This is a genomic window from Frateuria sp. GZRR35, from assembly GCF_051900415.1.
GTDB lineage: Bacteria > Pseudomonadota > Gammaproteobacteria > Xanthomonadales > Rhodanobacteraceae > Frateuria_A.
Genome location: NZ_JBHZGL010000005.1, coordinates 1 through 12,746 on the forward strand (window position 1 = coordinate 1; position 12,746 = coordinate 12,746).

The window sequence follows — 12,746 nt, forward strand, 5'->3', positions numbered from 1 at the left end:
CCCCGGTGATCGTGTTGGGGTGAGGGGTCGCACGGGCGAAGAGCCACCTTGTCGAAAGCTCCTGAAAAGCCGCGCCGCCGTCACCCTTCCCGGCGAGTCCCGGCCCCTCACCCTGCCCTCTCCCCGGAGGGGAGAGGGTTCAAGCGCGGGCTACCTGGTGGTGTTCGCCTTGACGCCGGCGCGCCACTGCGCCAGGCGGGCGCCGACCGGCCAGGCGTGGATGCGGCCGAGCGCGGTGTCGAATGTGGGGCTGTCGACAGCGGCGACGCTGGGTGTTCCGGAGGCCGCGGCGGCGAGGGTGAGTTGCGCTTCCAGGCGCCAGGGATGGCTGGGCGGGGCCTGCGCGCGATCCAGCGCGACGATCAGTTGGCGTGCGGTGCGCTCGGCGGCGTCCTGGTGATCCAGGGCGCTGGCCAGGCGGGTGGCTTCGATCAGGTAGAGCGGCCAGGACAAGGGGTCGTCGGCGTGCACGGGAGCGTTGAACGCGACCGCGCTGGCGTAGGCCGCCTCGGCGCCGAGGCGATCACCCGCGGCAGCCAGGGCGCGACCCTGCTCGATGCCGGCCAGCGCCAAGGTGACGGTGCGGACGCGATGGCAGGTGGCGCCGTCGTCGAGTGCGCGCGCCGCGGCGGCGGCGGCTTCCTGCGGCCGATGCAGCAGGAGCTGGGCGCGCGACTGCTGCAGTTCGCTCCAGGCGATCGAGCAGCGCGACGACTTGCGCGCGTGCTGGGTGTCGAGCAGCGCATGGACCTGGGTCAGCGCGTCGGCGGCGTTCTCGCGCGCCAGCAGGACGTCGATGCGCTGCACGCGCGGCTCCAGCGGCTTGCGGTGCAGGCTGTCGCCGAGCGAATCGACCAGCGCCTGGGCCTTGACCGCGTCGGCCTCGGCGGCGTCCAGCTCGCCGCGGTAGAGCGCGATCTTCGACTCCAGCTCGACCGTGTTGGCCAGGCTCATGGGCGTGGCGTCGCGCTGCTTGCGTGCCAGCGCCTCGTCGGCCAGTGCGCGTGCCTCGGCGATGCGGTCGGCATCGAGCAGCACGCTGGCCAGGTCGTGGGTGGCGAAGCCCAACTGGTTGCAACGCTGCCCCGCCGCGCAGTCGGCGCGATAGGCGGCGATCATCTGGCGGCCGTAGGCCACCGCCTGCGCCATGTGGCCGCGGCCGTCCTCGACCGCCATGGCGATCTTCAGCAGCTCGGCGCGCGATACGTCGGAGGGCAGGCGCCGTGGCGCGATGGCGAGCAACGGGGCCAGGTGCCGCGCGGCTTCGTCGTACTCGCCGAGGCGGACGAGTGTGCGCACCAGCCCCATGCCGGTCTGCACGCGCACGGATGAGGTTTCGGGCAGCGAGGCGGCGTTGGTTTCGGCGGCGCGCAGCAGGGTTTCCGAACGCTCCGGATCGCCCATGTCGCGCAGCACGTTGCCGAGCGTGTAGAGCAGTTCGGCGTGCAGGTCGGGCTGGTCACGCAGTTCCTGCGGCAGGCTTTCGGCGGCGTTGTAGACCAGGGTCGGCACGTCCGGGCGCTGGGCGGCGGGAACATCCGGCGCGGTACTGCCGAGCAGGTCGACAACATAGTCGCGGATGGCCTCGGCCCGCTGCGCCTCGTGCCGTGCCACGCGCGCCTGCGACAGCGCGACCGAGAGCGAGACGAGGATGGCGAGCAGGAAGGTCCCGGTGATCGCCACGCCGCCGCGATGCCGCGCGGCGAACTTGCCCGCGCGGTACCAGCGCGAGGGTGGATGCGCCTGCACCGGCTGGCTATCGAGGTGACGTTCGATGTCCTCGGCCAGCGCACCGGCGGAGGCGTAGCGCCGCTCGGGTTCGGGGCACGCGGCTTTCAGCACGATGTTGTCGAGGTCGCCGCGCAGCTTGCGCCGCAGCGGCCCGACCGCCGCCGGCGAGGGCGTGAGGCCGTAGGCACCGGCGAGGGTCGGGGTGTCGGTGCGCGAGGGTGGCGTGGTGGTGGTGCTGGCGGCGCGGCGGCGGCCACTGAGCAGTTCGTCCAGCAGGACGCCCAGCGCGTACACATCGGTCGCGGTGGTGATCGGCTGTTGGGCGAATTGCTCCGGCGCGGCGTACGCCGGGGTGAGCGCGCAATGCTGCGTGCGCGGGGCGGCATCGATGTCTTCGTCGAGCAGCTTGGCGATGCCGAAGTCCAGCAGCTTGACGTCGCCCTCGGGGGTGACCAGGACGTTGGAGGGCTTGAGGTCGCGGTGCACGATGAGCGCGCGGTGGGCGGTCTCGACCGCGCGGCATACCATCAGAAACAGCACCAGCCGCTGGCGCAGGGCCAGGCGGCGCTCGCGCGCATAGCCGGTGATCGGCTGGCCATCGACCAATTCCAGCGCGATGTAGGCCTGGCCGCCTTGGGTGATGCCGCCCTCGATCAGCCGCGCGATGCCGGGGTGGCGCAGCCGCGCCAGTGCCTCGCGCTCGCGGCGGAACTGGTTTTGCGATTCGGCGGTATAGAGGCCCCGCGCGAGCAGCTTGATCGCCACCTCCTGGCGCACGCCCTCGCTTTCGCGGAAGGCGCGGAAGACAGTGGCCGAGCCGCCTTCGCCGAGCACCTCGACCAGTTCGAAGGAACCGATCGTGCTGCCGGCGGGAAGCGCGTCGCTGACGCTGGCATCACCGATCGCCCGTGCGGCGCGCGCCGCATCGCCGGTGGAAAGCAGCTCGCCCTCGGTGGCGTCGGCGGCCAGCATGCGCTCCAGTTGCGCGCGCTGGCCGACGTCGGGGCAGCGTTCGGCGAGCAGGCGGGCGCGCGCGGGCTCCGGCAGCGGGAGGGCCGCTTCGAACAGCTCGCGCAGCGACGGTATGGATGCCATGGCGCCTCTCCCGACGATTGGCTTTGCCCTTCGATAAACCCCGGATGGGTACGGTTTGCGACCTGTTGCCAGTCTCCCTCTCTCCCCCGGCACGCCTGGGAGCCTTTTGCCGTGCTGCTTTCCCTCGGGCATCGCGCACGACCGGACGGTGTCCCCAGAGGGCTTTTAATCCATGCGGGCCTTGATGAAGGCGCGGGCGAAGCGCCAGTCGCGGTCGATGGTGCGGCGGCACAGGCCCAGCGTCTCGCCGACCTGCTCCAGGCTGAGGCCGGCGAAGAAGCGCAGTTCGACGACCTGCGCGGCGCGCGCGTCGGCCTGCTCCAGTTCGTCCAGCGCGGCGTCCAGCGCCAGCGCCTGCTCGGCGGTATCGAGCGCGAGCTTGAGCGACTGGTCGTCCAGCGTGACGCGCTGCCACTGGCCGCCGGCGCACAGGCGCAGGCGGTCGCGGGCGCGGTTGATCAGCAGGTGGCGCATGGCGCGCGCGGCGTAGCTGAAGAACTGCGCCGGGTGCTCGAACTGCAGGCCCTCGCGCTGCCCCATGCGCAGGTACAGCTCGTGCACCAGCTCGGTGGTGTCCAGGGTGGCGTTGCGGCGGCTGGCCAGTTGCTTGGCTGCCATCGCCTTGAGGCGCGCGTACACCGTGACGAACAGCGCCTCGGCCGACTGGTCGAGCGACATGGGCGTGGGCTCGGGCATCGCGAAGCACCCCGCTGAGGCAGGTCTCAACGGGGGGGGATGGTACGCCTGTGAGGGTGGGGTGGACGTTTGCGGCAAGGCTTCCCCCGTCCACCTTCCCCCGCGCGCGGGGCAAGGACCGAGGGAGCACGCTTCGAGTCTTCCCCTGCGCAGGGAGGCTCAGGCGACTACGCGTTCGAGCCTTCCCCCGTCCCACGGCGGAAGGTGCCCGAAGGGCGGATGGGGGAAGCCTTGCGGGAAAGCCCCACTCAATCCACCCGCGCCAACGCCGCACGCACCACGTACAACGTATCCATCCGCGGCACCGGCCGGGTCAGCCAGGCCAAAATGCGCCGCCGCTGCGAGGAGGTCACCCAGCTTTGCCCCTGAAGCCACAACTGCGTGCGCACCATGTCGGCGCGTTCCCGGCGGGCCTCGTCGGTGGGCTTGAGCCGGTTGCGCAGGTAGCGCGCCACCTCGCCGGGCGAGCGGCACCATTCCATCCCGGCCAGGCCGTGCAGCCACAGGTCCGAGCAGGACACCGCACTCAGCGTCCAGCGCCGGGCGAACGCGCGCAGCAGTGGCGGACAGTCGCGCTCGAGCCGGGCGAGCACGGCCTCGGGCACGGAGCGCGGGTAGTAGCGCGTCACCAGGCGCAGCGGCGGCAAGGCCCACCACGGTGGTTCGCGTGCGTCCCACAGCACGTCCCACTCGCGCAGGGTCATGCGCGTAGCCAGCAGCGAGATGTCGTTCAGATGCAGCAGGCGCAGGCTGCGGCCGCAGACGTTGCCGGCGGCGTGGAGCAACAGGTGGCCCATCAGCGCGGCGTGCGAGGGGTAGGTGTTGAGGCCGGCGTGGGCGTCGTGCGGATAGACCATGGCGGTGAGCTCGACCGTAGCCAGCGGCAGACGCTCGTGGATGTGCGTGTGCAGTTCAATGTTGACCGGGGTGTCGCGATGCTCCCCCAGCGCGTTCACCGGCGCCTGCGCGACCGGCTTGAACACCTGGTGCTTCCACTGTGCGAAGGACGCCTCGTAGCCCAGCTCCTGCAGCAGGCCAGCCGCGCGCTGCGCGTCGCCCGGGTGCACCAGCAGGTCGATGTCGGCCATCGGCCGCTCGCCGGGCGCGTACAGGCCCAGCGCGTGCAGCGCGGAGCCCTTCAGCGGCACCAGCGGCACGCCGGCGGCGCGGGCGGCGGCGTCCAGCCGGTGCAGCAGCGCGACGATGCGCCGATGGCGCAGTTCGACATGCTCGTGCTGGCTGGCCAGGAAACGCTTCCATTGCGCGTGCTGCCAGCTGGGGCGACGGTCGAGCAGCGGCGAGACCCCGTGCGCAGCGGACGCGGCCATGGCCAGGCGCCATTCGAGCGGCGTCCAGTCGGGCGTACCGCGGCCAGGGAGCGCCAGCTCGGCGGCGAGCGCCTCGGTCGCACGGCGCAGGCCGGCGCGGACGGTGCGTAGCGGCGGCAGGTTCTCAGGCATGGCTGAGCGTCGCCGTGGCGGGGCGGCAAACCTGCCCGGTACGGTGCGCCTGTTCGTTGGCGATCAGCGCGTTCCAGCGCGCGTCGAGCGCGGCGCGGGCCAGCGCGTGGTGTTCGACTGGCTGGGTCGCGGCCGACTGCTGCAGTTCGACCTGGGCGTGCAGGAGGTCGCGCACGTGCCGGTAAAAATCCGAGTCGTAGGCGCCGCGGAACATCATCGCGAGGTCGTTGCTTTCCTCCCAGTGGGTCTTGCGGCCGAGCTGGGCTTTCACCTTCTCGTAGAACTTCGTGCCCGGCAGCGGGTAGGACACGCTGACGCCGATGTCGTCCGGCGCGGCGCGCGCGATCAGCTCGCGCGTGGCCAGCAGGTCTTCCAGCTCTTCACCCAGGTAGCCCAGCTGCACGAAGAAGCCGACGCGGATGCCTTGGCGACCGAGGCGCTCGCGCGCGCCGACGAGGTCGGCCACACGGGTGCCCTTGCTCATCGCGTCGAGCACGCGTTGGCTGCCGCTTTCGGCGCCGATCCATACCTCCACGCAGCCGGCCTTCGCCAGCGCCTCGGCCATCGCCTCGCTGCACAGGTCGGCGCGCGCCTGGATGGTGAAGGGCACCGAACCGGCGCTCGCGTGCAGGTGCTCGCCGAAGGTCTGCACCCAGTCGACGTAGAAGCCGAAGATGTCATCGGCCATCCAGATGTGGTCCGGACCGAAGGTGTGCTTGAGGTGCGCCATTTCCGTAGCCACGTCGATGGCGCTGCGCTGGCGGTAGTGGTTGCCCCAGATCGGCTTGGCGCACCAGTTGCAGCGGAACGGGCAGCCGCGCGAGGCGGCCATGTTGAGGCTGAAGTAGCCGTGGCGCGCGTTCCAGAAGGCGCGGTAGCGCTCGATGTCGATCAGGTCCCAGGCCGGGTGGCCGACCAGCCGGGCGTCCGGTGGCTGGATGCCGATGCGCTGCAGTTGCGTCTGGCCGTCCATTCGAAAGGCGACGCCGGCGAGGCCGGCGGCCCAGTCGCGGGTGTCGATCGCGCGGTCGCGATCGAAGCGTTCGACCAGCGCGGACAGCGCGGCGATGCCTTCGCCGAGCAGCACCACGTCGGCACCGGCGGCGAGAAAGGCGTCGGGCTGGTCGGAGGCATCCGAGCCGGCCACGATCACGCGGGCGCCGCTGGCGCGCGCCTCGCCGATCATCCGGCAGGCCGCCTCGCGCATGCGGCTCAGGCACATCTTGGTGAGGAAGTTGAAGTTGTCCTCGTAGAGCACCACGAGCGCGGGCGCTGCATCGTGCAGTGCATCGGCGTAAGCCTCCACGCCATCAGCCAGCATGGTGTCGAACAGCACCACCTCGTGCCCGTGCTGGCGCAGGAAAGCGGCCACCTGGATCGTCGCCAGCGGCGGATAGGGCTTGCCACGTTCCCACTGCTTGCGGTCGTACTGCAGGTAGTAGGAGTGGCTGACCTGGATATTGAGCATGGGTGTCGGCCCGGCCGTTGGCGAAGAAGGCCGCGCGGGGCGGCCGTGCGGCGCCCTGGGGCGTGCATGCGGGTAAGTGCCGGGCGGGTCGATCGAGGTTGTGTCGCGGTATTCCAACCTCGTGCGCACTGGAGCCCTCTCCCCTCCGGGGAGAGGGTTTGGGTGAGGGGCCGGGGCTCGCCAGGAAGCTGGCTTGAGCGACGGCTCAAGCTGGTGAACCCATCGCTAGAGCGATCCCTCACCCCAGCCCTCTCCCCGGAGGGGAGAGGGAGCAGACGCGGCGCACGCTTGATGTTCGACGCCCTGAAGCCCTCTCCCCGGAGGGGAGAGGGCGCCAGTTCGCGGCGCATCGGAAGTTAGCTCGCGCAGGTGAGAGCGAGCAAAACCTCCGCCTCCCGCAAGCGCACTCACGCGGGAATGACTCCGCCCGCCTCCCCCGCCACCGTCGCCGATCCGTTCGGCGAACGCATCGCCTGCGGCTTCGGGCTGCAGCGGAAGGTGCTGGGCGGACGCTTTCACTTTGCCAGCGACAATGCGGCGCTATTGCAGCTGGTCGAGGCCGCCTACGGCGGGCTTCCCGCGCAGGAACTGCCGGGTGCGCACGACTTTCATGTCGAGCTGCGCCTGCTGCCGGTCCGCACGAGCTACCGGCGCGAGCCGCCGCCGGTGCGGCACCAGGCGGGCGCGGGGTTCCTTTGCGGTGTGATCGACGAGTACAACTACGCGGTGCTCGATCCAGGCGAGCGCCGCGCGCTGGTGGTCGCTTCGCAGGCCATGCTCAGGCGGCCTTACCACCTGCGCTACGAGCTTATCGAGTTCACCGTGTTCACCCTGGCCACGCGCGGCATGGGCCTGGTGCCGCTGCACGGTGCCTGCGTGGGGCACGACGGGCGCGGCGTGCTGCTGCTGGGCGACAGCGGTGCGGGCAAGTCGACGCTGTCCCTGCACAGCCTGCTGCACGGGCTGGACTTCCTCGCCGAGGACGCGGTGTTCGTGCAACCGGACAGCCTGCTGGCGACCGGCGTGCCGAACTTTCTTCACGTCCGCCCGGATGCGATGGGACGGCTGAACGACGACGCCACGCGCGACTGGCTGCAACGCTCGCCACGCATACACCGCCGCAGCGGCGTGGAGAAGATCGAGGCGGACCTTCGCCACGGCGTGGGCCGGCTTGCGGACGCCCCGCTCGAGCTGGTCGGTGCGGTAATGGCGACCGGCGAACCGGCCGACGGCGAGCTGCTCTCAGCCGTCGATGCCGGCGCGGCAGCGAACTGGCTGGCGGCCAACCAACCCTATGCGGCAGGCCAGCCGGGCTGGCAGGCGTTCGTCGCGGCACTGGTCGACCGCGGCGTGTACCGCTTGCGACGTGGGCGCGATCCCCAGGCGTCGGTGGACGCGCTATGGCGGTTGCTTGGCAAAGGCACGCGTGCGGCGACCGAACCTTCGACTCGGGACGCGCGAGGCCCGGGCGGACCAACCTTTCGCAGGACCGCCTGCACTCAGGAAAGATGAGCACGATACCCGGCAAAGACGCGACGCTGGAGCGCCACGGTCTGGCACCCTGGCACCAGCGCGCCGCGACGGCACTGCTCCGCGCGCTGCCGGCGTCACGCTTCTGGCGCGCCTTCGCGCTCGCGCTCGGTCGCCGCGATGCAGTGCAGATCGCGAGCTACGTGGCGCTGTCGCTCGGCGCCGCACTGGCCGGCAGCCTCGCGGCGATCTGCCTGGTGCCGCTGGTCCAGCCCGGTTCGTCCCCCGCGTTCGCCGCTTACACCCGCGTGGAGATGCAGGCGGCGGCCTTCGCCATCGCCACTGGCAGCTTCGCGTTGATGCGCTGGCAGGTCGCGCGGCTGGGTGCCGAGCTGGTCAGCCGCTGCGGCATGAACCTGCGGCGGATGGTGCACGCGCGGCTGGTGGATGCGCCGCTGGGCGAGCTGGCCGATGCGAGCTCCGCCGAGATCGCCAACGTGCTGACCTACAACATCGAGATCCTGGTGCAGGGTTTCGGCGCGCTGCTGCAACTGGCGGTGATCGGCCTCACCACCGCGGTGAGCCTGGCGTTCGTGTTCTGGGTGTCGCCGACGCTGCTGCTGGTCTCGCCGGTGCTGGTGGCGCTGGGCCTGTTCGCCGCGCGCGCCTACGGCCGCGAGCAGTCGGCGGTGAGCCGGCAGTACGTGGCCGACATGACGCGGCTGTTCTGGCTCAGCGAGGATTTTCCGCGGCGCCTGCGCTACGTGCGTTCGTTCGAACGCCAGAGCGCGGAGAAGGCCGGCTACGGCGCGATCTCCGCGCGGCTGGGCCTGGGTTATCGGCGCCAGCTGGAGCTGGTCGCGGCCGGCCGGCTGATGCTCGAACTGGTCGCCGCCGCGGGCATCGCCGGCGTGTTCGTGCTCGCCCATCGCTGGCACGGCATCGACAGTGCGTCGCTGATCGCGGTGAGCCTGCTGCTCGGTCGCCTGCTGCCCTACCTGGTGTCGACCCGGCAGAGCTGCCAGCAACTGCGTTCGGCGGCGCCGGCGCTGGACCTGTGGCAGCGCCACATGCGGCACCGGCACGACGCGTTGCCGGCCGTGCCCGCGCACGCCTTGGCAGTCGGTGACGTGCTGGTCATCGACCAGTTGCGGTTGCGCGCGCCGCTGGAGCCGCTGTGCGTGCGCCACCTGGTGCTGGCACCGGGCGAGCTGACGCTGGTCTCGGGCGATTCGGGCATCGGCAAGAGCAGCCTGGTCGACGTACTGGCCGGCATGACCCTGCCGGCGGAGTTCAGCGCGTCGATCGGCGAGCACCCGATCGACTTCGACGACTACCGGGCATTGGTGCGCAACGGCGCCTACGTCAGCCAGAGCGTGCGCCCGTGGCAGCACACCGTGCGCGACTGCCTGGCCTGGGCGGCACCCGCGGCGAGCGATGCGACGATGCTGGACGTGCTGGAGGAGGTAGGCCTGGGGCGGTGGCTCGTCGCCTCACACGAAGGGCTGGACGCGCCGCTCTACGGCAGTTCCAGCCGTCTCTCAGGCGGCGAACTGCAACGGCTGATGCTGGCCCAGGTGATCCTGCGCCAGCCGTTGCTGGCGGTGTTGGACGAAGCCACCGGCGCGCTCGACGCGGCATCGGAACGGGCCGTACTGGCCGCGCTCAAGCGACGCTTGCCGCGCTCGATCGTGGTGGTCGTGTCGCACCGGGAGGGCGTGGCGGCGATGGCCGACCAGCACCTGGTGATCGGCAGGGACTTGGTGACTGGGGTAGCACGCCGCGGGAGTTCGGCGTCACCGCGCGCTCCTGCGCTCCCTCCCTTCCGGGGAGAGGGTTGGGGTGAGGCGCTCTAGCGATGCACATCCCCCGCGTCCGCTTTTTTTGCGAGCCTGGAGGAGGGTCAAACCGAAGCCTGATGTTCACCAGGCCGGCAGCGGCGGTGGGACGTCCGTCGGCGGGAAAGGCGATACCTGCCGCAGAGTCCTGCCATCGAACCGGATGGCGACGGCGTAGGGAACATGGCGCGCCGGGGGCGGCGGAAAGGCAAGCCCCGCCACGGCGCGACCGAAGCAGATGGCCAGCTCGTTGGCCGGACCCACTTGCGTATTGACCATGCGACCGTCCTTCAGCACAAAACCGACGAGCATGTATTCGGCGATCGCTTGCTCCGGATGCTGTCGCACGCAGGCCTTGAACATCGCGGCGAGCGTGTCTGCTGTTCTACCCTCGCGCAGCGATCGCCCGTAGGCACCGCCAAGCGTGGTGGCCTCGACGACCTGGGCGTGCGCGTAGGTTTCCTGGAACGAGCTGTGCAGGTACCACGTGTCATCGGAAGTCGCAGCAGCGGTACCGATGCTGCAGACGAGCAAGGTCATGGCTAGCGCTTGCCGCGGACTCCCGCGCACGTTCACTTCCGCAACCGCGGCATGCCGTGCTCGTCGCGTTCTTCCACCGCCAGCGAGCGCGTGTCCGGATGCGATAGCCGGCCGTCGCGCGGCAGATCGAGCGTGGCGTCGCCGCGGGTGAGCGCCAGCGCGTTGCGGTAGCAGCGCTGCGCGAGCGGGATGTCGCCCTGGCCGATGCAGGCATCGCCCATGGCTTCCCAGGCACCAGCGCTGGGCGCGATGGCGAGCGAGCGTTCGAGATAGGTGCGCGCCTTGCCCCACAGTTGCTGGCGCACGCACATGCGGCCGAGCGCGAGCAGCAGGCCGGGGTCGTTCGGGTGGGCGTCCAGCCAGGCTTCGGCGCGGCGCAGGCGGGCGTCGAGGTCGTCGCCCTCCAGCGTGCCCCAGGTTTCGGCCAGTTGCGGCGACCACTCGCGGCGCAGGGCCGATTCCAGTTCGTCCATGGCCGGCAGCGCGAGGCCGAAGACGGCAGCGCGGCGGGCGTAGGCGTCGATCACCGCGGACGCGCGGCGCTGGCCCTTGGGCAGTTGCGACCACAGCGCGTTGAGCGCCTGGCCGTCGGGTGCGGCGAGAATGGCGGCGATGAGCACCCGGGTTTCCAGCGCGGCGTAGCGCTGCGTGCCGAGCGCGCCGCTTTTCTGCAGCGGCTCCAGCGCGGCCAGCGCGCGGCGCGGTTCGCCGGCGGCCAGCGCGGCCAGCGCGAGTTCGTGCCAGCCACCGGGGGTGAGGCTACCGCTGTCGGCCTCCGGGTTGAGCAGTGCGAGCGCCTCGGCGGGCTTGCCGTCGCGGCGCAGCACGCGCGCCCGCACGACCCGCGCTGCCTGCGGCGCGACCTGGCCGGCGCGATTGAGGATCTCCAGCGCGCGTGCCGGTTCGCCGCGACGCGAGGCGGCTTCGGCCGCCGCGACCAGCGCCGGGCCGCGCAGCTCATCGAGGCGGGCGGCGCGTTCCAGGTCGCGCTCGGCTTCGCCGTGGCGACCTTCCATCAGCGCGACCAGGCCACCGCCCAGCCGCTGCCGGCTGACCCGGCGGTGCCGCCGCGACATCGCGCCGAACGGCCAGCGCGCCAGCCGCCACAGGCCGGCCAGGATCGCCCAGGCGAGCAGCACGATGACCAGCGCGACGACCACAGTGGTTTCCACGCGCCAGCCGCGCAGGCGTACCAGCACGTAGCCAGGGTCCTCGGCGACCCAGTGCCAGCCGAACGCGGCCAGCGCCGCGACCACGATCAGCAGCAACAGCCAGCGCCAGAGCTTCACGGCCGGCGCCCCGTGCTGGCCGCGCGTGCCGGCGTGGCATCGACCGCCTTGAGGGCGTGCACTGCGCGCAGGTTGCGAAGTTCGGCCAGCGCGGCGCCCAACCGCACTGGCGTGGCGGGTTTGAGCGTCGAGGCGAGGTTAGCCAGCTCGGCCTGGACATGCGCGACGGACGGCTCGGCGATGTCGAACTGTGCGGCAAGGCTCGCCTGCGCGCGCACGATGGCGGCGTGCGCTGCGTCGACGTCGGCGGCCAGCAGTGCGGCCTGCGCCTGGGCCAGGTCGAGCGCGGTCAGCTCGCGCGCGAAGCGGGCATCGGCCACCGCCAGTGGCGCGCCGTTGTCGCGCTGCACGTTGACCACGCTGCCCAGTGCATGGCGGATGCGCGCCCAGGCGCCCGGGTTGGCCGGTGCGGCGGCGGCGTCCTCGCGCTTGAGCGGGAGCGTCCCGACGGCACCACGGAGCTGTTGCAGGGTATCGACCGCACGGGTGCGCGGCACGCTCTGCTCCAGCGCCTCGCGCTCGGCGGCGAGGCTCTGGCGCACACCGGAGAAGGCTCCGTCGTTCACTGCGGCGAGCGCCTGGTCGGCCAGCCCGTAGGCGGCCGCCGCGCCCTGCGCGTCATGGAACAACGCATAGCGCTGCTGGCCCATGCGCAGCAGGGTTTCGGTTTCGTCCAGCAGCATCGCGTCGTGGCCGGAGAGGCTCTTTTCCGACAGCTTGGCGACCGCATCCTCCAGGTTTCGCAGGCGCTCGGACTGGCCCAGCATTTCCTCGCGCAGGCTGCGGTTGACCTGCTCGGCGTCGCCCAGGCGCTGGCGCAGCGAGGAGCGCTCGTCACCCAGCGTGGTCAGCGTGTCTTCCAGATGGCCCACGCGCTGGTCGAGGTGGTCGCCGGCCGCGCCCTGCATCTGCTGCCACTGGCGCCAGGCCACGTAGCCAGCCAGGCCGAGCGCGAGCAGGGCAATCAGCAGCGCGAGGGCAAGCGTGCCGCCTCGGCGGGGGGCCGGTGCGGGCGCGGGACGCGGCGCGGCGGCCGGAACCGGCGCGGCGGGACGATCGGAAGCGAGGTCGTCTTGGTTCATGCGCGCCATGCTAGCAGCCCGCCCGGCGGGGTTCGCATGACCGGTGTGAAGCCGATAGCGGCCAGGGTAGGAGCGCA

At 71.5% G+C, this 12,746-nt stretch carries 8 protein-coding genes and 1 pseudogene; 2 read left to right on the forward strand and 7 right to left on the reverse strand.

Annotation, left to right across the window (positions count from 1 at the left end; genetic code table 11):
- Positions 1-150: 150 nt before the first annotated feature.
- From ACFWZ3_RS07515 to ACFWZ3_RS07530, 4 genes are all read right to left on the reverse strand, one after another.
- The gene (locus ACFWZ3_RS07515) at positions 151-2,826 is read right to left on the reverse strand and encodes a protein kinase domain-containing protein (RefSeq protein ID WP_439707117.1); all 2,676 of its coding nucleotides are present in this window, start codon (positions 2,824-2,826) and stop codon (positions 151-153) included.
- A 165-nt stretch (positions 2,827-2,991) separates the two neighbouring features.
- The gene (locus ACFWZ3_RS07520; RefSeq protein ID WP_439707118.1) at positions 2,992-3,522 is read right to left on the reverse strand and encodes an ECF-type sigma factor; all 531 of its coding nucleotides are present in this window, start codon (positions 3,520-3,522) and stop codon (positions 2,992-2,994) included.
- Positions 3,523-3,770: 248 nt separating this feature from the next.
- On the reverse strand, positions 3,771-4,982 hold the full coding sequence (locus ACFWZ3_RS07525) for a nucleotidyltransferase family protein (RefSeq protein WP_439707119.1): 1,212 nt from the start codon (positions 4,980-4,982) through the stop codon (positions 3,771-3,773).
- Entirely contained in the window at positions 4,975-6,450 is a 1,476-nt protein-coding gene (locus tag ACFWZ3_RS07530; protein ID WP_439707120.1) for a B12-binding domain-containing radical SAM protein, read from the reverse strand. The genes ACFWZ3_RS07525 and ACFWZ3_RS07530 overlap by 8 nt, the downstream gene beginning before the upstream one ends.
- A 417-nt stretch (positions 6,451-6,867) precedes the next feature.
- Here ACFWZ3_RS07530 and ACFWZ3_RS07535 point away from each other — a divergent pair.
- Positions 6,868-7,863, forward strand: a pseudogene (locus tag ACFWZ3_RS07535) (serine kinase); the annotation flags it as partial.
- 95 nt (positions 7,864-7,958) lie between these two features.
- On the forward strand, positions 7,959-9,776 hold the full coding sequence (locus tag ACFWZ3_RS07540; protein WP_439707121.1) for an ATP-binding cassette domain-containing protein: 1,818 nt from the start codon (positions 7,959-7,961) through the stop codon (positions 9,774-9,776).
- 66 nt (positions 9,777-9,842) lie between these two features.
- Here ACFWZ3_RS07540 and ACFWZ3_RS07545 read toward each other — a convergent pair whose 3' ends face one another.
- The 3 genes from ACFWZ3_RS07545 to ACFWZ3_RS07555 are packed head-to-tail and all read right to left on the reverse strand — an operon-like array spanning position 9,843 to position 12,669.
- Positions 9,843-10,298 (reverse strand): hypothetical protein, encoded by a 456-nt coding sequence (locus ACFWZ3_RS07545; protein ID WP_439707122.1) that lies wholly within the window; start codon positions 10,296-10,298, stop codon positions 9,843-9,845.
- A gap of 32 nt (positions 10,299-10,330) precedes the next feature.
- Positions 10,331-11,587, reverse strand: coding sequence for a heme biosynthesis HemY N-terminal domain-containing protein (locus ACFWZ3_RS07550; RefSeq protein WP_439707123.1), 1,257 nt, complete (start codon positions 11,585-11,587; stop codon positions 10,331-10,333).
- Positions 11,584-12,669, reverse strand: coding sequence for a uroporphyrinogen-III C-methyltransferase (locus tag ACFWZ3_RS07555; protein ID WP_439707124.1), 1,086 nt, complete (start codon positions 12,667-12,669; stop codon positions 11,584-11,586). Before ACFWZ3_RS07555 ends, ACFWZ3_RS07550 begins: the two co-directional genes overlap by 4 nt.
- Positions 12,670-12,746: the final 77 nt, after the last annotated feature.